General features: G+C 55.2%; 17 protein-coding genes. 14 read left to right on the top strand and 3 right to left on the bottom strand.

Annotated elements, in window-relative coordinates:
* The first annotated feature begins 487 nt into the window (after nt 1-487).
* The 5 genes from ACFQ88_RS33675 to ACFQ88_RS33655 all read left to right on the top strand — a co-directional run bounded on the left by ACFQ88_RS33675 (nt 488) and on the right by ACFQ88_RS33655 (nt 10,031).
* A complete protein-coding gene (locus ACFQ88_RS33675; RefSeq protein WP_379461512.1) occupies nt 488-778 on the top strand; it encodes a heterocycloanthracin/sonorensin family bacteriocin in 291 nt (96 codons plus the stop codon).
* Nucleotides 779-953: 175 nt separating this feature from the next.
* Entirely contained in the window at nt 954-2,930 is a 1,977-nt protein-coding gene (locus ACFQ88_RS33670; protein WP_379461510.1) for a putative thiazole-containing bacteriocin maturation protein, read from the top strand.
* Nucleotides 2,927-4,885: a TOMM precursor leader peptide-binding protein gene (locus ACFQ88_RS33665; RefSeq protein ID WP_379461508.1), complete on the top strand. Its 1,959-nt coding sequence runs from the start codon at nt 2,927-2,929 to the stop codon at nt 4,883-4,885. The genes ACFQ88_RS33670 and ACFQ88_RS33665 overlap by 4 nt, the downstream gene beginning before the upstream one ends.
* Nucleotides 4,886-4,899: 14 nt before the next feature.
* The gene (locus tag ACFQ88_RS33660) at nt 4,900-6,573 is read left to right on the top strand and encodes a SagB family peptide dehydrogenase (RefSeq protein WP_379461506.1); all 1,674 of its coding nucleotides are present in this window, start codon (nt 4,900-4,902) and stop codon (nt 6,571-6,573) included.
* Nucleotides 6,574-6,989: 416 nt separating this feature from the next.
* The gene (locus ACFQ88_RS33655; protein ID WP_379461504.1) at nt 6,990-10,031 is read left to right on the top strand and encodes a hybrid sensor histidine kinase/response regulator; all 3,042 of its coding nucleotides are present in this window, start codon (nt 6,990-6,992) and stop codon (nt 10,029-10,031) included.
* A gap of 127 nt (nt 10,032-10,158) precedes the next feature.
* Here ACFQ88_RS33655 and ACFQ88_RS33650 read toward each other — a convergent pair whose 3' ends face one another.
* Nucleotides 10,159-10,791, bottom strand: coding sequence for an FMN-dependent NADH-azoreductase (locus ACFQ88_RS33650; RefSeq protein WP_379461502.1), 633 nt, complete (start codon nt 10,789-10,791; stop codon nt 10,159-10,161).
* A 166-nt stretch (nt 10,792-10,957) separates the two neighbouring features.
* Here ACFQ88_RS33650 and ACFQ88_RS33645 point away from each other — a divergent pair, with 166 nt between their 5' ends.
* The 5 genes from ACFQ88_RS33645 (at nt 10,958) to ACFQ88_RS33625 (ending at nt 15,239) form a co-directional block, all read left to right on the top strand.
* Nucleotides 10,958-11,716: a threonine/serine exporter family protein gene (locus tag ACFQ88_RS33645; RefSeq protein WP_239631137.1), complete on the top strand. Its 759-nt coding sequence runs from the start codon at nt 10,958-10,960 to the stop codon at nt 11,714-11,716.
* A 35-nt stretch (nt 11,717-11,751) separates the two neighbouring features.
* Nucleotides 11,752-12,180 carry a threonine/serine exporter family protein gene (locus ACFQ88_RS33640; protein WP_379461500.1) on the top strand — a complete coding sequence of 143 codons (429 nt, stop codon included), beginning with the start codon at nt 11,752-11,754 and terminating at the stop codon, nt 12,178-12,180.
* Nucleotides 12,181-12,205: 25 nt separating this feature from the next.
* Nucleotides 12,206-13,060: a protein phosphatase 2C domain-containing protein gene (locus ACFQ88_RS33635; RefSeq protein ID WP_379461498.1), complete on the top strand. Its 855-nt coding sequence runs from the start codon at nt 12,206-12,208 to the stop codon at nt 13,058-13,060.
* A 207-nt stretch (nt 13,061-13,267) separates the two neighbouring features.
* Complete coding sequence (gene aspA, locus ACFQ88_RS33630) at nt 13,268-14,689, top strand: aspartate ammonia-lyase (protein WP_379461496.1); 1,422 nt, start codon at nt 13,268-13,270, stop codon at nt 14,687-14,689.
* A 235-nt stretch (nt 14,690-14,924) separates the two neighbouring features.
* Entirely contained in the window at nt 14,925-15,239 is a 315-nt protein-coding gene (locus tag ACFQ88_RS33625; protein WP_239631140.1) for a heavy metal-binding domain-containing protein, read from the top strand.
* Between the two features lie 136 nt (nt 15,240-15,375).
* Here ACFQ88_RS33625 and ACFQ88_RS33620 read toward each other — a convergent pair whose 3' ends face one another.
* The gene (locus tag ACFQ88_RS33620) at nt 15,376-16,065 is read right to left on the bottom strand and encodes a hypothetical protein (RefSeq protein WP_379461494.1); all 690 of its coding nucleotides are present in this window, start codon (nt 16,063-16,065) and stop codon (nt 15,376-15,378) included.
* 228 nt (nt 16,066-16,293) lie between these two features.
* On the opposite strand from ACFQ88_RS33620, the gene ACFQ88_RS33615 reads away from it, so the two are divergent.
* Nucleotides 16,294-16,656 (top strand): response regulator, encoded by a 363-nt coding sequence (locus ACFQ88_RS33615; protein WP_239631142.1) that lies wholly within the window; start codon nt 16,294-16,296, stop codon nt 16,654-16,656.
* A 103-nt stretch (nt 16,657-16,759) separates the two neighbouring features.
* The gene (locus tag ACFQ88_RS33610; RefSeq protein WP_379461492.1) at nt 16,760-17,506 is read left to right on the top strand and encodes an alpha/beta fold hydrolase; all 747 of its coding nucleotides are present in this window, start codon (nt 16,760-16,762) and stop codon (nt 17,504-17,506) included.
* Nucleotides 17,507-17,581: 75 nt separating this feature from the next.
* Here ACFQ88_RS33610 and ACFQ88_RS33605 read toward each other — a convergent pair whose 3' ends face one another.
* Nucleotides 17,582-17,950 (bottom strand): DUF1904 family protein, encoded by a 369-nt coding sequence (locus tag ACFQ88_RS33605; protein ID WP_239631144.1) that lies wholly within the window; start codon nt 17,948-17,950, stop codon nt 17,582-17,584.
* 210 nt (nt 17,951-18,160) lie between these two features.
* On the opposite strand from ACFQ88_RS33605, the gene ACFQ88_RS33600 reads away from it, so the two are divergent.
* On the top strand, nt 18,161-18,751 hold the full coding sequence (locus tag ACFQ88_RS33600; RefSeq protein WP_379461490.1) for a PadR family transcriptional regulator: 591 nt from the start codon (nt 18,161-18,163) through the stop codon (nt 18,749-18,751).
* A gap of 276 nt (nt 18,752-19,027) precedes the next feature.
* Nucleotides 19,028-19,996, top strand: a complete 969-nt coding sequence (locus ACFQ88_RS33595; RefSeq protein WP_379461488.1) for a PfkB family carbohydrate kinase — start codon at nt 19,028-19,030, stop codon at nt 19,994-19,996.
* The last annotated feature ends 90 nt before the right edge of the window (nt 19,997-20,086 follow it).

The raw sequence follows: 20,086 nt of genomic DNA, 5'->3' as shown, positions 1-20,086 counted from the left end.
CAGGACATGGCGGAGGCCAATGGCCGGGACACGGTGGAGGCCAATGGCCGGGACATGGAAGCGGACATACTACGGGAGGGCATCATACGTCGGGACACCGCAGCAATAAAAGCACTCGCAAAGTAAAATAACAGCAACAACCGAACTAAACGGTTTTTTAAGATATAAACCTTTTTTAGGAAAAAATGGTAGACGAATCACTCGTCTTATGGTAATCTTATAACAATAATCCGGAAGCACCGGTCGATCAGGTCCGCTAGAGGCATTGCCTCAGGCGGGCCTTTTTCGTTCATGGGAGCGGGTAGCGCGTTTTTTTTGGAAAATGTCGGAGATAGGTGGATTCATTAGTAACAAGAGCGGAAGCCGTTTCATATGTTGTCATGGAGTATGGATACGGTCGGCGAACTAATAACTGTTGTTCCCTATGGTTGGATGGCAGGAAGAGAGTTCGGCGGCTTGACAACATGATAACGGAGGATGATTAGAAATGAGCGATTTCAAAAAAAAATTGAAACAATTGAAGGTTTCCGATCTCAGATCGGGAGAAGTCAACTCCTGGCAAGCATCGGCTCAGGAAGATCCTAGAAGCTTGCAGTCTACTGGCATCAACTGCTTTAACTGCTTTAACTGTGTTTCGTGCTTCACTTGCTTTACCTGCTTTAACTGTGTGAGCTGCTTCCGTTGTTCCAACTGCTTCCGCTGCCATAACTGTTTCAACTGCCATAACTGCGCACGCTGCCAAAACTGTGCCCACTGTCACCGTAACGGTGAGCAATAATCCGTATATTAAACGGCATTCAAAGCACTTAAAACCCTTGTATCTTCAGATACAGGGTTTTTCTCATGAACGTCCTAATGGTCCGGGAGCAAGAACGTGACATGAGGGACAAAGAGCCATACATAAAATGAGGGGAGACGGGTCGAACCGAACGGTTAACGAAGGAGGAATTACGATGACAGCCTTACATCCTTCTGCACGTTTGAAAATGAAGAGAGATACGTTCTACGTTCCGGATGCTCACGGCAGTGTATATTTCCGCAACAATACAAGTTCTTTCCGGATGGAAGGAGAGTCTGTGGATCAATGGATCGAGCAGCTTCTCCCTTTGTTCAACGGAGAGCATACCATGGATTATTTGACGGATGAGCTCCCGGAGTCCCATGCGAACCGTATCTATGAAATTGCCGGGATGCTGCACAAGAACGGCTTCGCAAACGATGTCAGCGTTGATAGGCCTCATCAGCTGCCGGAGCAGGTACAGCGCCGATACGCCTCCCAGATCGAGTTTTTGGAGCAATTCGCGCCATCCGCGGCGTTCCGGTTCCAGACTTATCGCGAGTCACGGGTATTGGCTGTAGGCTGCGGGCCGTTATACGTTTCGCTGATCGCCTCCCTGCTCGAATCGGGGCTGCCCAAGCTCCATATGCTGATTACGGATGGAGAACCGACCGACCGGAGCCGGCTTACAGAGCTGGCGGCTTTTGCAAGGGAGCACGATCCCGAGGTCAGTCTGGAAGAACTAACCACCCGTCCTTCGTCTGAGCAGCCGTCGAGCCGGTTCTGGCAAGAGACCGTAGCACCGTTTGATGCGGTCATCTATGTGTCGAGAGGGGACGACGTGAGGGAGCTGCTGAGTGTTCATGCTGCATGCAAAGAGGAGAACAAGCGGTTTGCACCCGCAGTCTATTTGTCTCGGGCAGGATTAGCCGGACCGTTGATCCATCCCGGACAAGACACGCATTGGGAATCCGCATGGCGCCGTCTTCATAGTGCAGCTTTGAACGGCGGGCAGCCGCCGGAGGAGTATTCTTCTACGGCCGGAGCGATGCTGTCCCATATCGTCGTGTTCGAATTGTTGAAACATATTGCCGGGGTGAACGAGACCGCCGGCAAACGTCAGTTTTATTTGCTTGATCTGGAGACACTGGAAGGAAGCTGGCACCCGTTCGAGCCGCATCCGCTTGCCGAGGGGAGCTCGCTGCCGGCTGTAGTCGAGGAGGCAGAGCGGAGGCTCGAGCCGGCTAGGACGGATAACAGCGAGTGGCTGGCCCGCTTCGGCCGGCTGGTGTCGCCGGTATCGGGAGTTTTTCACGTGTGGGACGAAGGGGAGCTGAACCAGCTGCCGCTCTCCCAATGCCGCATACAGCCATCCGATCCATTGTCGGAGGGGCCGGCAAAACGTCTCGCGGAGATCGCGTGCGCGGACTTAACCCATGAGGGGGCCAGGCGCGAGGCGGCTCTGGCCGGGGTGGAGGCGTACGTGCGGAGATGGACGGACAGCTCGTCTTTCCGGCAGGAGTGGGAAGCGAGCGGCTTCACTCGGCAATGCTTGCTCGGCATCGGAGCGGGAGAAACGGCGGCAGAGGCTATGGCTCGCGCGCTGCAAAGCTGTCTGGGAGAGCGGCTGAGGAGGACGATAGCGGATCGGCCGCAAGTGGTAGCGCAGGCGCGAATCGTCTCCCTGGAGGATGTGCAGAGCCGTTATTACTTTCAGGCGTTATCGCGGATGAGAGGGACACCGGTGATCGCGCTCGGGCAGGCGGTTCACGGACTGCCGGTCGTCTGGGTCGGCACCGAGGGACAGTGGTTCGGCAGTCCCGGCTTGAATGTCACCTTGGCGCTGCGCGAGGCTTTACGGGAAGCGGTGCAGCAGGAACAAAACCGCTCCGCAGGGCGCTCCACAACTGCGAGAGGGCTTGTAACGAAGACGGCGACGTCCGTCTATTTGAACGAAGCGTCGTCTTTCCCTCTTGAAACGCCTTCGTGCGATAACGGGCATATGCCGGAGGCGGTGCGATCCGCTCTGCAAACGCTGAAATCGAGGATCGGACATCGTCTTGTAGTGCTGGATATGGCCTCGGAGCCTTTTTTAAGGGAAGAGATCGCAGCGGTGTTCGGTGTCGTAGTGCGTGAGGGGGTGTCCCGGTGAAGAAGCGCATCGTTATTGCCGGTGATGGCTCGTTAAGCGATTACGTTGGGGAGGAGCTGTCCCGCCAGGAGGTAGAAGGAATTCGGCTGCGTATGGATCAGCTTACGGACGGACTTCCTGATGAAGCCGGACTCGCGCTGCTGCTGCAGGAAGGCTGGCAGCCGCAAGCGGTGCAGCATGCCGAGGAGCGGTTCAGCGCTGCCCGCATCCCTTGGCTTCGGGGGGCGGTTGTGCTCGGCGAAGGTGTAATCGGGCCGTGGGTCATCCCGGGGGAGCCGGGCTGCCCGCAGTGCACGGACAGCCGCAGGCTGATGGCCGGCAGGGAACGCCGGGAAATGCAGTCGCTGCTGCAGGCATTAGCGGCCCAAGGCGGGACGCAGCGGGACGTATGGGCTGCGCCGATCGGACTCCTGCATATGGCGAAGCTGATTGCGGCGGAGGTGCGGGAGGCGCTGAACGGGTTGAGCGGCAAGCGAAAGGGGCGGCTGCTGCGCGTCAACCTGCTGACCTTGGAGACGTCCAGCCATACGGTGCTGCCGGATTCGCTATGCCCGGCATGCAGCAGGCCTGTGGACGATACGCCGGAGCAGGCGCGCATGGAGCTTAGGCCGAGTCCGAAGCTCAAGGCCGACAGCTTTCGTACCCGGTCCATGGATGAGCTGCAAGCCGTATTGGGACGGGATTATGTGGATCATCGGGCTGGTTTGCTGAACGGAAGCATGGTCGACTTGACGTCTCCGTTTGCCGACGCCAGCGTCAATCTGCCGCTGCTGTCGGAGGACGTAGGTGCGGCAGGACGCACGCACTCTTATGCAGTGAGCGGCTCCACGGCGATTCTGGAAGGGCTGGAGCGCTACTCCAGTCTGCAGCCGCGCAGCAAGCGAACGGTCGTATACGGCAGCTATCGCGAGCTGGCGGAGCAAGCGCTGAATCCGTTGACCGTAGGGGTACACTCGAAGGAGCAGTATGCGCTGCCGAACTATCCGTTCCGGCCGTTTGATCCTGAAGAAACGACGCCATGGGTATGGGGCTACTCGTTCCTGCAGGAGCGTCCGATTCTCGTGCCGGAATCGTTGGCGTACTACAGCATGGGCTGCGGCAGCCAATTCGTCTTTGAGTCGTCCAACGGATGCGCCCTGGGAGGAAGCCTGGAGGAGGCCATATTGTACGGAATACTGGAAGTGGCCGAGAGGGATTCGTTCCTTATGGCATGGTATGCGCAGCTGCCTCTGCCGAGGCTGGACCTGGATTCGGCCGCCGACCTCGAGCTGCAGCAGATGATCGACCGGCTGGAGACGGTCGCCGGGTTCGAGGTCATGTTCTTTAATTCGACGATGGAGTACGGCATCCCGAGCGTGTGGGGCATAGCCCGGAATAAGCGGGAGGAAGGGGCGCGTCTTATTTGCGCCGCAGGCGCTCATCCCGATCCGCTGCGTGCGGTGAAGGGCGCGCTTCATGAGCTGGGCGGCATGATGCCGAGCTTGGATATGAAGCTCCAAGCGAACCGTGAGGACGCTGTAAGGATGCTCCGCGACTCCTCGCAGGTGAAGTCGATGGAAGACCATTCTCTGCTGTACGGGCTGCCGGAGGCTGAGCAGCGGCTTGGATTCTTGCTGGATGGGGGGAGCAAGCCCCTGAAGTTCGAAGAAGCGTTTCCGCTAACCGGACGGCGGAATACAACGGATTTGACGGATGAGCTGGTTGGCGTACTGCAGCGGTTCAACAGGCTGAACCTCGATGTCGTAGCGATTGACGTAACGGCACCGGAGCTGGCGCGCAACAAGCTGCATTGTGTCAAAGTGCTGATCCCGGGCACGCTTCCCATGACGTTCGGCCATCATTACACCCGGCTGGCCGGGCTGGATCGGGTGTTCCGGGTGCCTATGGAGCTAGGATTTACGAAACAGCCGCTGACGTCCGGTCAGCTCAATCCGTTCCCGCATCCGTTCCCGTGAGAGGAGGAGGACCCGTGGAGCTGGAAACGTTCTTGCATGATTTGCATTACGATGTCGACAAAACGAAGCCTCCGGGCTGGGAGATCGATTGGAACGACAAGCCGCTGCCTTACAAGCTGTATCGCGGCGTACCTACAGTGACATTGGCTGCGGAAATTCCATTGGTGCTGCCGGCGAACAGGCCGTTAGCGGGCGCAGCCGCGCGTGAATATCCGGGTGCAGGCTCCGGAGCGAATACACTCCGGAAGCCGGGGCCGCCTGATCTGCGAACCATCGGACACTTTCTGTGGTATGCTTACGGCCTTGCTCAAGTGAGCGATTCGATACTAGCCACCATGGGTCCGGGGCAGGATGTGTTCCGGATGCAGCGAAGGTTCGCGCCTTCCGGCGGAGGCTTGTATCCGAATGAACTATATGTCTATTTGAACATCGGAGAGCTGCCTGAGGGTGTATATCATTACGATACGGCGCACCATCGGCTGGCGCTGCTGCGCGAAGGGAGATTTGACGGCTATATCGCCCGTGCGCTGGGCAACAGCTGCGATGTCGGCCGCTGCTTCGGCGTCGCCTTCGTTTCGTCGATGTTTTGGAAAAACTTCTTTAAATACAATCATTTCTCCTACCGTCTGCAAGCGTTGGACGCAGGCGCAATGATGGGGCAGCTGCTGGAATCGGCCAAACGGTTCGGATGGGAAGCGGGGGTCCATTACCGGTTTCTCGACCGCGCCGTTAATCGTCTGCTGGGGCTGTCTGGGCAGGAGGAGAGCGTATACGCCGTCATTCCGTTGTCGGCGGAATCGGCCGACGTCTGGTTTGCCGGCATGGCAAGGCAGCCGCCCGGAGCTATTACCGCTGAACGGCTGTGCAGCGAACTGCCCGCTATCCAGCATGACCAGTATGTACGATCGAAGAGAATCAAGCCCTACCCGCTGCTGAACCGGATGAATGAAGCTTCCATGCTGGAATCGCTAGAATCGTTAGGCCCTGTCGGGCTGCCTTGGATGGAAGCCGGTGGAAGCTCCGGCCGCAGAACGGCGGCGGGTGAGAGATATCGCCTGCCCGTCACAGAGAGGCTGGAGTACGATTTCGCCTCCGCATGCCGTCAACGGTATTCGCCGGATGCGGATTTCGTTTTGGGCTCTCTGGAGCCGGAGCGGCTGGCCGCACTGCTGCGTGAAGCGACAGAGTCCTTCGTGTACCGGAACGATCTGGATGGCTTCATGGAGCCGTCCGCCCCGAGAGCTCCGAGAGTCGGTTTGTACGGGATCCTGCATCAGGTGGAAGGAATCCCTGACGGGTCGTACCGCTACGACAGCGCGGAGTGCGCTTTGCTGCGGCTCCGGCCGGGAGATTTGCGGCTGTGGGTTCAGGAGGGAATGCCAGCGCACAACGTCAATGTGCTGCAGGTTCCCCTTGTTTTGCATGTAGCCGGGGATAGGCGGCATTACTTGCCGGCGCTCGGATACCGCGGGTACCGCATCCAGCAGATGGAAGCGGGTATGCTGACACAGCGCGTCCTGCTGTCCGCTGCGGCGCTGGGGTTAAACGGGCATCCGCTGCTTGGCTATGATGCCCGGCTGTGCGACGAGCTGTACCGGCTTCCGGAGCAGCGGCTGGCGAGCCTGATCCAAATTCCCGTCGGCTGGACCCGGCCCTCCCCCCGGCTGGCGGGGGCGCTGCATGGTTGACGGGTTACCCCGAAGCAAGCGGTATCCCGTGAAGCGGAGAGGTCATAGCATTACGATCATGGCATACCGTAATTGTTAACGGGCTGCATTGGCAGGAGGATAGTTATCCGGCTAATGGCAGCCTTTTTTACCACAAAAGATTTTATAAAGATTCCGATGTCAGCGGATGTAAAAGTTTATTTGGCGATAAAAACAACCTTGCTTACGTAGCGAGTTTTGCAAAAGCAAAACTTTAAGGTCGCTCCTCTGTGAAAGGACGTCGATAGACGTTTTTCTCACATCCTGGATGCACAGGAATAACCGCATATTATGTCGAACTTCTTGGTATGATGCGAATAGTAAACTTAACCATACTTAGAAATATCGCCATATTGATTTTATTTTTCGGCGCTCTTTTTTACCTGCGCTGGACCTGGATGGGGGTTTTTACTACACAGGATCAACCCCAAGCCGTCCAAGGCGTAATCGATTTGCGCGGTGTCGACCTGGAGCAATCTCCGCCGTTCTTTTTGAACGGGCAGTGGGAGCTGTACCCTCACCAATTTGTTTCGTATCAAAACGGACCGCAGGGAGCGAACGGAGGACTCCCTATCCAAGTGCCGGGTGATTGGGGCGGCGCGCTGAATCCAGATTCCGGCGCCTCCTACGGGTACGGGACGTACAGGCTGCGTATTCTTATCGATCCGCTGGTCCAGCCTGTCGCCTTCTGGTTTCAAGGCATTCAGGCGTCGTCGGAAATCGAAATCAACGGGATTACCTCCAGCAAGATCGGCAAAATTGCCGCAAACGCCGACGATTACGTACCCGGAAACGTCTCGTACACTGCCAACTATGCGGAGGAGGGTACCACAGAAATCGATTTGCTAATTCGCGCAGCTAATTTCGACCAGCCGTTGAAAGGCGGCTTGACGCGTTCCATTCGCTTCGGCTCGCTGGCCTCGATTGATTACGTGCGATGGTATTCCATCGGCTTCCAGCTCGTTACGTTTATCATCCTGCTGCTTCACGGCTTGTATGCAGGCATCATCTACTTGTTCAACCGCGGGGAGAAGGCTTTGCTCATTACCGGCTTATTAACCTTATCGGTCGGGATAGCGATCCTTATCGGCCATGATAACGTGCTCCAGCTCTGGCTGCCGATCAATTACGAATGGGCGATAAAGATCAGGCTGCTCAGCCTCCTGTGGCAAAACATTTTTATCCTGCTTCTGTTCCGAAAATTCTCGGCGGCACCTCCGAAGAGCCTATGGTTACGGGGTTACACAACGGCACTTGTTCTGTTCTCGGGATTTTTGGCGGCCGCACCCGCATCATGGGTCAATGCAGCGATCGATTTGCAGCTGTTCCATGCCTTCTATTTCACTTCCTTCGCCTGGTTTATTTATATCGTCTGCACCATGATCTTCATGAAGCAGGCTGACAAAGACGTCGTCTTCCTGCTGCTCACCGCGGCAGCTATCATAACCAACATGTTATGGAGCATCGTCGAGTCGATGAAGGACGTGACGACCGTGTATTATCCGATGGATCTTATTGCGGCGCTCACCGGATTTTCCAGCTATTGGTTTAAAAAATATATCCGCAACGCCAACAATAATGCGAAGCTGACGGAGCAGCTGACAAAAGCGGATAAGCTTAAGGACCAATTTCTGGCCAATACCTCACACGAGCTGAGAACGCCGCTGCACGGCATCATGAATATTGCGGAAACCGTAGTGACCAAGGAAAAAGAGAAGATGGACGAAAAAAGCGTGAAGGATATGGAGCTGCTTGTGACGATTAGCCGCCGGATGTCACATTTGCTCGGCGATCTGCTGGACGTCGCACGGCTCCGCGAGCATGGCATTGTGCTGCAGCGGGAGCCTTTGCAGGTGCAATCGGTCGTTCCGAGCGTCATCGCCATGCTGAAATTTATGGTAGAAGGCAGGCCGATCCGGCTGTCCACGGATATCCCGGAATCGATGCCCCCGGTCATGGCCGATGAGAAAAGGCTCGTGCAAATTTTGTACAACCTGCTGCACAACGCGATCAAATATACCGAGGAGGGAACCATCAGCGTTTCCGCCGGGACCAGGGACAGGCATGCCGTCATCCATGTCACCGATACCGGAGTCGGCATGGACGAAGAGACACAGGCGCGAGTGTTTCTCCCCTATGAGCAAGGATCTTACGGAATCAGCGACGGGAAGGGGATCGGGCTTGGCTTGAGCATATGCAAGCAGCTGGTCGAGCTGCACGGCGGCTCGTTGACGGTTCACTCCGCAGAAGGCAGAGGCTCGGAATTCCGCTTCGAGCTGCCGCTCGCGGATGCGTCGGAGGTACCGCTGCCGCCGCAGCTGTTGTCTATGCCGGCAGGAACGGAGACGGAACCGCCGCCCGGGTTCCTGGCCCGGGACACGGCCGTTGGCGAAGTGGCTGCCGCCGCAGCTATTCCGCCGCTACTGCACGATACGCGGGCGAATATTCTTGCGGTTGACGACGATCCGGTCAACCTGAATGTACTGGCCGGCATCCTGTCGACGGAGCCGTACAGCATTACCACGGTCCAGTCAGCCCGTGAAGTGCTGGAACTGCTCGGCACCCGGCAATGGGACCTGCTGATTGCCGACGTTATGATGCCGCAAATGTCGGGCTACGAGCTGACGCAGCGAGTAAGGGAGCATTACTCGGTATCGGAGCTTCCGGTGCTGCTCTTGACCGCGCGCAGCCAGCCCTCCGATATTTATACCGGCTTCTCGTCGGGAGCCAACGATTATGTTACAAAGCCGGTAGATGCCCTGGAGCTGAAATATCGGATCAGGGCGTTAGTAGCACTGAAGCAATCCATCCATGAGCGCTTACGTATGGAAGCGGCCTATTTGCAGGCGCAGATCCATCCTCATTTTCTGTTTAACACGCTGAATTCCCTGATGGCGCTAAGCGACATCGATACGGAGCGCATGCGGGATTTAGGCGATGCGTTCACGTCGTATTTACGGATCAGCTTCGATTTTCTTAATACGGGAGAGCTGGTCGAGCTTACTCATGAGCTGGAGCTGGCCAAAGCTTATTTGTACATTGAAAAAGAGCGGTTCGGGGACAAATTGGCGATCGTTTGGGAGGTCGAGCCCGATATTAATTTGCTTCTCCCGCCGCTGCTCATTCAGCCGCTGATTGAAAATGCGGTCAAGCACGGTATTTTTAGCCGGACCCAAGGCGGAACGGTACATATTCGGATTACCCGCCGGGAGGGCTTCATCCAAGTTGAAGTAAAGGACAACGGCAAAGGGATGGACCAGGAGAAGGTGATTCAGCTCCTCAGTCCGACGATGAAGGGGAAGTCCGGCATAGGGCTCCCGAATACGAACCGGCGGTTGATTCAAATGTATGGCCGCAGCTTATCCATCATCAGCACACCGAATGAAGGAACCGTCGTGTCGTTCGTTATCCCTTATAATTCTTTTAATGATATGAAATAATCTGACACCAAGATCACCCTCTCCGCGCCTGAGCTTGCGCCTCCCATTACTGTTATGTGTTAACCATTAGGGGGTGCAGGAAGCAGTCGCGCGGAGCCTGGTGATCTTTTGTCCGTTATAGCCGAAGCTAAAAGCTCGCGGCAAGCTTCGCTGTCTTCTGCAATCCTTCCTCCACAATCTGGCTGGCACGGTCTGGATACTGGTTATGCCCTTCGATAACGGCCACTTCCGGATCGTGAATCCCCCACATGCCGAGCATATTTCTCACATAGGCCAACGACATCTCCATTCCAGCCAGGAAGGAATTGGAGTAATCCCCTCCGCGTGCATTTAATAGAGCGACTTTTTTGCCTGCTGCGAGTCCGGTGATTCCTTCTTCGGTAAACTGGAACGTTTTGCCGCTCTGCGTCAAATACGAAATGTAAGTGATCAGCGGTGCCGGAACCGTATGGTTCCACAGTGGAAAGGCAAAGACCGCTTTGTCGGCCGCCAAAAACTGATCCATATACCGGTTGGCGATCCGGGCGGCTTTAAGCTCTTCGGGAAGGGGCTCCAAGCCCAGGCTCAGCTTATAAAGACCGCTGATGGTTTTGTTTCCGTAATACGGAAGCTCGGCATGGTAAAGATCAAGCTCGGTAATGTGATCCTGCGGATTGGCCTCCTTGTACGTTTGCAGGAACGTTTCATACATTTGTACGCTGACGGATTGCTCTGCCGGACGGTCATTGGCAATAATGAATAATACACGGGACATGTTCATCTTCCTCTCCTGAGATGTGATCTTTTACAAGGTCTAGTGTAAGGGAAGAACACTGACAACAGACTGTCAGAGATTGTTGATGGTTTCTATTGTTTTTTCTTTTATTTTTTGCGGTTTGTACGATACAATAGATGTGCATTTGGACCGTTTGAAGGAGCCGCGCGAGATGGAGAACCTACATAAGGAGCATGACCAAATTAGTCAAATCTGTTTGCTGGCCGGCAAAATTATGCTGCAAAGCGGAGGAGAAACCTACCGGGTGGAGGATACGATGATGCGCATCGCCGCCTCGCTAGGGTTCGACAATACCCATAGCTATGTAACCCCTACGGGAATCATCTTTACCATTGACGGGAAGGAGCCGGCAACCCGGCTGATCCGGATTATGGAGCGGTCGACGGATTTGCGCAAGGTGGCGCTGGTCAACGACGTCTCGCGCAAAATTAGCGCAGGTCAGCTATCCGTCCAGGATGCCTACGAGACGCTGAAGCAAATCGATGCGGACCGCCACGCCTATCCGGTAGGCACCCAGGTTATCGCCGCCGCATTGTCCAGCGGATGCTTCCTGATCATGTACCAGGGCGTCTGGCAGGATTTTATTCCGGCTATGCTTGCCGGCGGGTTCGGTTTTTGCATGCTCGTCTTCTTGCATCGGCTTATTTCCATCAAGTTTGTCGCGGAGTTCGCAGCTTCTCTCTTGATCGGCATGATCACGTTCGTCTTTGTCAAAAGCGGCTTCGGCCGGGAGCTCGACACCATTATTATCGGGTCCGTCATGCCGCTTGTACCGGGGCTGCTTATTACGAATGCGGTAAGGGATTTAATGGCGGGGCACCTTGTGTCGGGTATCTCGAAGGGTGCGGAGGCGCTGCTCACCTCGTTTGCCATCGGCTCGGGGATCGCGTTCGTGCTTTCTTTTTATTGAACCGTTTAGGAATCCGAACAGGAGAGTTCATATATATGATCCTAGAACAGCTCGTGACCAGCTTCATCGCCTCCGCCGGCTTCGGCATTTTATTTAACGCCCCCAGGAGAAACCTGCTGCAATGCGGCTTTGTAGGGATGCTTGGGTGGCTCTTGTATATCTCGTGTCTGAAATCGTGGGACGATCCTATCTTGTCGACGCTGACCGCTTCGTTTTTCGTCACCGTAGTAAGCCAGTTTCTCGCAAAAGTATACAAGACGCCGATCATCATTTTCAGCGTCTCCGGCATTATTCCGCTTGTACCGGGGGGATTGGCCTACGATGCCATGCGCAACGTCGTAGAAAATCAGTATGATTTGGCCGTGCAGATGGCAGCCAAGGCGTTCATGCTGTCCGGTGCCATTGCGATTGGCATTGTTTTCTCCGAGGTGATCAATCAGGTTATCCGGAAGTCGCGTTTATAGTAAGCTGTGGAGGGGAGAGCCGGGTATGAAAGTAGAAACGATCTCATTGCAAGGAACGGCGCAGTGGAACGAGGATGCGCTCGTTATTAACGAAAGCCTGCATTTGTACGGCGTTTTGGACGGGGCTACCTCCGTACATCCTTATCGCGGGCCCAACAACGAGACGGGAGGCTATCTGGCTTCGCAAACGATACGGCAATATATGCAGTCGCTGAAGACGGACGTCGGGCTGGAGACGGGGCTGAAGTCACTCGTCCTCGAAGCGAATTCGAGGCTCAGGGAAGCGATGCTCGAGGCCGGGATCGACGTCACCGACAAGCAATCGTTGTGGACGAGTGCGCTGGCGATTGTCCGGATTAGCGATAATTATATCGATTACGCCCAAGTAGGGGATTGCATGATTATCGCCGTTTACAAGGACGGATTGATCCGGCCGATCTCCAGGGATCAGGTGGCGCCCATCGATGCGCGGTTGAAAAGCGTCCTGCGGGAGCATATCCGGCAGGGTGTTGCGTCGAGAGATGAGCTGTGGGCACGCATCAGGCCGATGATTTTGCAAAACAAAACGACAATGAACACGATCGAGGGCTACTCGGTCATGAGCGGCGAGCCGGAGCTTGCCGATTTTATCGAATACGGCAGGTTCAACCGGATCGGGCTGCAGTCGATCTTGATCGTGACGGACGGCTTGTTCCTGCCTGGAGCGGACTCGGAGCGGGAAGCAGACGCTATAACAGCGATGGCCGGGCGCATTGCCGACATGACCTTGCCCGGTTATGCCGAATGGCTGCTCCGGCTGGAGCAGGACGATAGCGAATGCGTGCGGTATCCCCGATTCAAAATATCCGACGATAAAACAGGCGTATGGATCAAATGGTGAGCATGGAGCTGCAGGGAACATACAGGTTGCCTGCGGCTCCTTGGAATTGAGTTTGGCAAGGAGATGATTGGAATTGCAGGGAAACGATTCGGGGGTTTGCAAGTTCGTTCATTATGGATTAAAATGAAACCGGATTCAGATAATATAATAAGAATTGACCATTGGACAATTATGGGATCATAGCGAAGGCTGAGGGAGAGAAGTACAATGAAAGAAACGTTGCGTGTCGAAAAAGATTTCTTAGGTTCCAAGGAAGTGCCGATCGAAGCTTACTACGGTATTCAAACGTTAAGAGCCGTAGAAAACTTCCCGATCACGGGTTACCGGATTCACGAAGAGCTGATCAGAGCGATGGCGATCGTGAAAAAAGCGGCGGCTACAGCCAATATGGAAATTACGAGACTGCAGCCTGCATTGGCAGAAGCCATCGTTCGCGCCGCGGATGAAATCATTGCAGGCCAATGGCACGACCAATTCATTGTCGATCCGATTCAAGGCGGCGCAGGAACATCCATCAATATGAACGCCAACGAGGTTATTGCCAACCGCGCGATTGAGCTGCTGGGCGGAACGAAAGGCGATTACTTCACCGTTAGCCCCAACTCGCACGTCAACATGGCGCAATCGACGAACGATGCGTTCCCGACGGCGATTCACATTTCCGTGCTGTCTTCGATAGATAAGCTGTTGGTGACGATGAAGCAGCTGCATGAAGCTTTTGTCGCCAAGGCGAAAGAGTTCGACGGCGTGATCAAAATGGGCCGCACCCATCTGCAGGATGGAGTGCCGATTCGGCTTGGTCAGGAATTCGCCGCCTATGCCAAAGTGCTGGGACGGGACATGAAACGGATCGAGAACACCCGCGAGCATCTGTACGAGGTTAATATGGGAGCAACGGCGGTCGGAACGGGCTTGAACGCCGATCCGCGCTATATCAAGCGGGTTGTGGAGCTCTTGGCCGAATGGAGCGGCTTCCCGCTCGTTAACGCCGAGGATCTCGTCGACGCTACGCAAAATACAGATGCGTACACCGAGGTGTCCGCAGCATTGAAAGTATGCATGATGAATATGTCCAAGGTGGCGAACGACCTCCGCCTTATGGCGTCGGGGCCTCGCGCCGGATTAGGCGAAATCAGGCTGCCGGCCCGCCAGCCGGGATCTTCCATCATGCCGGGTAAAGTGAATCCGGTCATGTGCGAGGTCGTCAATCAGGTGGCGTTCCAGGTTATCGGCAACGACCATACGATTTGCCTTGCTTCCGAAGCGGGACAGCTTGAGCTGAACGTGATGGAGCCTGTTCTCGTCTTCAACCTGCTTCAGTCTTTGAGCATCATGAACAATGTGTTCCATGTGTTCAAGGTTCACTGCGTTGACGGAATTGAAGCCAACGAGCAGCAGTGCAAAGAATACGTCGACCGGAGCATCGGTATCATTACGGCGCTGAACCCGCATTTGGGCTACGAGGTAGCGGCCCGCATCGCGCGCGAAGCGACGTTAAGCGGCAAATCGGTACGCGAGCTGTGCTTGCTGTATAACGTGCTGACCGAAGAGGAGCTGGATCTCATCTTGGATCCGTACGAGATGACGCATCCCGGCATTGCAGGTGCGGCGCTTCTGGATATAAATTAATCGGCTCTGCCGGGTCTGGCAGACTCCTGACAATTCAACCGGCGGTCCGGAACTTTGGTTCCGGGCTTCCGGTTTTTTTGCCGCTGCGATTCTTAATGCTGCTTCATGCGTTAAATAGTTAACGGCATTGATTGATGTTCCTTGTCTTTGATGGCGGTATGTGCATGAAACTCCGGATATTCCCGTATGCTAAGGAAGTGCGCAAGACTTATGGATTTAAAGGAGGAGGATTTCCATGATTTTAAGTACTACACCGACGATACAGGGGAAAGAGATTGTGCAGTACGTTTCCATTGTCACTGGAGAAGCCATTATGGGGGCCAATATCGTACGCGATCTGTTCGCATCGATCACCGATATTGTAGGCGGCCGCTCCGGGGCCTACGAGAGCAAGCTGAAGGACGCCCGGGACATAGCATTCAACGAGATGGAATCGCAGGCGGCTCGGATGGGGGCCAACGCTGTCGTCGGAATCGATATTGATTATGAAGTGATTCGCGAAGGTATGCTGATGGTGGCGGTGAGCGGCACCGCGGTCAGAGTGGAGTAAAGCAACGCCTGAATCGGGCGAAACGGGCTGGGAAAGTACATACACCAGCGAAAGTAACTAAGAGGCGGCTTACCGGCGAGATGTTAGAGGTAAGCCGTCTATTCGTTTCTCATACTGGAGAGTTGAGGCGATCGACTCAGACGGGAACAACATCGATGTATTGCACTCTGCCGTCATCCCCGTCTATAACCAGCTGGATCTCTACGGCCGGGACGGAAGCAAGCGCCCGCAGCGTGGGCGAATGACGCAGCTCATCCGTTAGATGCCAGCCCGTCGGGCAAAGGATGTAGCGGCGGTCGCCGCGTGCCATGAACGTGTTCGCAATAAAGCTCCACAGCTCGTCCCAATGCTCAAGCTGAATCGTTTCCAAACGCTCCGCATACAAGGAATAGTATTGGAGGCGCTTGGCCGGCTCGTGGATGATGAGATCCGTTCTATACAAATCTGTAATCAATGGATAAACCTCTCCGCTTTGAAGCTTGTCTCGCAGCCATTGCTTGGATGAAGGCCGGATCCCGTTCAAAATGACCTCTTGGTCCTCGTTGGCAATAGACACCATCTTAGGTCTGCTGAAATGAGGGAGCAGCTGCTCGAACAGGACTGCTTGCGTTTCCAGACTGCCGATCGGGATTTGCATATGAACATCACCGGAGTAGAGAGCATGGGGCGCCAGCAGCCATTGGGCGAGCACCGACATTTCCCCGTCTGGAGAGGGTGATTCCAGACCTTGCGTATAAATGAAAAAATCGGCGGCATCGCTATCTCCGGCTGCCAGAATGCCGTTTCCTTGACATACAACGAGCTTCTCTTCCTTCAACCAATCCAAAGCCGGTCCACCTCCCATCGTTTTCACAACTCTAATCAATCCAATCCGCTCATGAAGTCGCAGGGGACATGATTTTATTGTAATCTGAGGGTATGCCGATGACAACTTTTCCATGGATGCCAATTGTTAGGCGGATGTCAGGAATTTTAATCTTTTAGTCTAAAAGTTACCTAAAGCTTGTTTGCCATAATACTATACAAAAGCAGTACAATGGCAGGGGGAATTCAAATGGCAAAAGTGATGGTAGTCGACGATGCGGCTTTTATGAGAATGATGCTGAAGACGATGCTTACGGAAGAAGGGCATGAGATCGTAGCCGAAGCGGCGAACGGTTTGGAAGCGGTGCAGGCATATATGTCGGCCAAGCCCGATCTGGTAACGATGGACATTACGATGCCCGAGCTTGACGGAGTAGGGGCCGTCAGGGAAATTCACAGGCTGGACCCGCGGGCCAAAATCATTATGTGCTCCGCCATGGGGCAAAAGGCAATGGTGATCGAGGCGATAACGGCGGGAGCGAAGGATTTTGTCGTAAAGCCGTTTCAAAAGGAACGCGTGATGGAATCTGTTAACAAAGTGTTAGGATTATAAGCGGACGGCCTCCTTGCCATGATGTGGCGACGGAGGTTTTTTACTTGTAAACAATACATATACTGTATATAGCGAAACTGAAGAGAGGGGAGGGTGATGAACTTTGCGGTGGAAAGCGATAGGCGGGGTCGTGCTGCTCATAGGCGTCGCAGCCGCAGCCGCCATTCAAATATACGGCAAGCCGTATCATCCCGATGCGTCTGCGCTTGAGGCAATGAGAGGGGGACACGGAATTACCGTAACGGACAGCAAACGGTGGATCGCCTTCGAGCCGCTGCAGGTCAAGCAGCCGGACGTTATATTGTATCCTGGCGCATGGATCAGTCCCGAGAGCTATGCCCCGCTCGCCTCCCTGCTGGCCGATCGGGGTTACCGCACCTGGATCGTCAAAATGCCGTTTGAGCTTGCGGTATTCGGCGTAGAACGGGCAGCGGATATTATGGAGATGAATCCGAAGCAGACGTACGTCATCGGAGGCCATTCGCTCGGAGGCGCGATGGCAGCCCGTTACGCGGCCAAACATCCCGACAGCGTGCACGGGATCTTTTTTCTGGCGGCATATGCAGATCAGAAGGGCAGTATCAGGGAGACGAAGCTGGCGGCGTTATCCATTACCGGCAAAGAGGACGGCGTTCTGAACAGGCAAGCCTACGAGGAAGGGAAAGCCTATTTGCCGGAGAGCACCGTCTATGAAGAGATCAAAGGCGGCAATCATGCCGGCTTCGGCAGCTACGGGATGCAGAAGGGAGACAGGCCATCCAGGCTGAAGCCCGATGAGCAGGAGGCCCTTACGGCGGACATGCTGAGCAAATGGATGAATACCATCGTGACGCGCTCCAGCAGCAAATAAGGGGAAGATTTCAGCAAAAAACCACCCGTTGGCTGGACGGATGGCTTCGGTTGTATCGGTCGAGTTCAGTTCAGTTCAGGTAATCCCCTGATATGGCGTTTTGCCGGAAGGGGCGTACGCCTGGCTCGGAGTAGCGAGCGGCTCTCCGTTCTTATAATAGACCTTCGGGTCAAGAATAACGAAGAAAATGTGGATGTTATCGTAGCCCTGCTCCTGGAGCAGCCGGTTCAGCATGGAGGCCGCGGCGTCATGAACCTCCTGCTTGCGGGGAAACATTAGAATTTCTACGCTAAGCGGGACCTGGGTAATAGCTTCCGTGACCAGCGATTCCATCTTTACTTTCTCGTTCGATATGTTGACGATATGGGCGAATTCCTCCACCACCCGGGGGGCTATCGTTCGTAAAACATCCGTGGGAAAACCTTTAAAACGCAAATAAGGCATGGTGTCCGTCTCCCTTATATTCCAATATAAAAAGCAGCAGCATATCGATGCTCCCGCCAGACCTGAAACGATCAGCTTGTCCTAACCAGCGAGCCTGCCACTGGGGCTGTCTATTGATTATATGTACATTTTTACATATAATAGGCTCGTGAACATCGTACTACGGTTCCATATTTCTGTCAACCGAACAACCGTTACACGGGAGGGACCATGAATACTCTTTCATACGGCTTGCTTGCCATGCTTGCTCAGGGGCCGTGCACAGGGTATGAGCTGATGCTGCAAATTCAGCCGGTCTGGCAGGCGAAGCACAGTCAGATTTATCCGCTGCTTGCGAAGCTCGAGCAAAACGGCTTCGTCAGGTTCGTCGAAGTGCCGCAGAAGGAGAAGCCGGATAAAAAAGTGTACTCTATCACGGAACGGGGCGTCGAGGCACTGAAGCTATGGCTTCCAAGCGAGACCTCCGAGCCGGTCAAGAGGGACGAGATGCTGCTCAAAACCTACTGCATTTGGCTTGTTGATCCTTCAAAGACGGAGCGTTTGTTTGAGGAACGGCTCGAGAGCTTTGGGAAAAAAATGAGTAAATATAAGTCGATGCTCTCCGAGCTGCATCGGGAGGACGATAACGCAGAGCGCTTGCCGGGCGCAGGTTCCGCCTCGTTCGGCCAATATATATTGCTAAAGAGGGCTATAGACAGCGCTCAAATGGAGATGGATTGGTGCCGCTGGGTGCTGCAGCTGCTGCAGGAGCAGAGGGAGAAGCGGGCCGCTGCAGAGGCAGCCAAGGATGCCGCGCAGTGACGCCCTAACCCGGGCGAATGCCTCGCCAGGCAGGCAGGTCATCCCTCTATCCAATGGAGCTTCACTTAATTTATAGGTCAGGTCGTCTTGTCGTTCATCGCTGTGAATACGATAGGCGGATTTATTTGTTTTTGCCCCCGTGCAAAATCCAGTGCAACATTCGTTGCTCCCATCGCCGGGCGTGCGTGCCTTTATCCCGTTTTTATGCTATGGTTAGATGTGAGAGAATTGGCAAGAGCTTGATGACTAATCGGGAGCTGAAGTGAGGGTAGATGGATGAACGATCGCAAGATGATTGTCTGTTTGGGCGAGCTTTTAATTGATTTTGTACCGGAAGAGAACGGACAGCCGCTGGATAAGGTGCCTGCGTTCCAGCGAGCGGCGGGGGGAGCTCCCGCCAACGTAGCCGCGGCCGTAGCGAAGCTGGGCGGATCGTCCCGGTTTATCGGGAAGATCGGCAGCGACGCGTTCGGCCGTTATTTGCGCGGCACGCTGATTGACGCGGGAGTGGAGCCGGCGCTCGTCGAGACGGATGCGGCGAGGACGGGCCTGGCCTTTGTATCGCTCCGCCGGGACGGGGAGCGGGATTTCTTGTTTTACCGCGAGCCCGCGGCGGATATGCTGCTTGAGGCATCGGAGCTGGAGGACGACTGGCTGGACGACGCAGCCGTATATCATTTCGGCTCCGTATCCCTGATCAGCGAGCCGAGCCGGACGGCAACACTGGAGGCGGCGCGCAAGGTCCGGGCGGCGGGCGGAGTCGTATCGTACGATCCGAACCTGCGTCCTGCCTTATGGCCGGACGAGCAGACGATGCGGCAGGAGGTGCTCGCGCATATCGCTTTGGCCGATATAGTGAAGGTCAGTGAAGAGGAAGCGTCGCTTCTGCTGGAGACGCACCCGGCGGAGGCGGTGCAGCAGCTGCTGGCTATGGGAGCCAAGGCTGTGGTCGTCACAAGAGGCGAGGAAGGCTGTTTCGTCGTTACGCGCAATGCGATGACGCTGGTACCGGGCGTGCGTGTTAAGGCGGTCGATACGACGGGAGCGGGGGACAGCTTCGTCGGAGCGATGCTGTACAAGCTGGCGGAATGCGGAATGACAGCCGAGCGGCTGGAAGGGCTGTTGTCCGATGAAGCGGCTGTGATGGACATTTTTACATTCGCCAATAAGGTAGGCGCAATCACTACGACGCGGCGAGGCGCGATTCCTGCGCTGCCGACGCTGGCAGAAGTCGAAGCGCTTTAATACAACAACAAAGAAGGGAATCTGCTTTGGAATCAAGCAGGTTCCCTTCTTCGTTTCTATGCCGCTAGAAGCTTAGCGGAACGGTGCGTT

The organism is Paenibacillus sp. NPDC056579, assembly GCF_042793215.1.
Classification (GTDB): domain Bacteria; phylum Bacillota; class Bacilli; order Paenibacillales; family NBRC-103111; genus Paenibacillus_S.
This window is presented reverse-complemented; position numbering and strand designations above follow the sequence as displayed.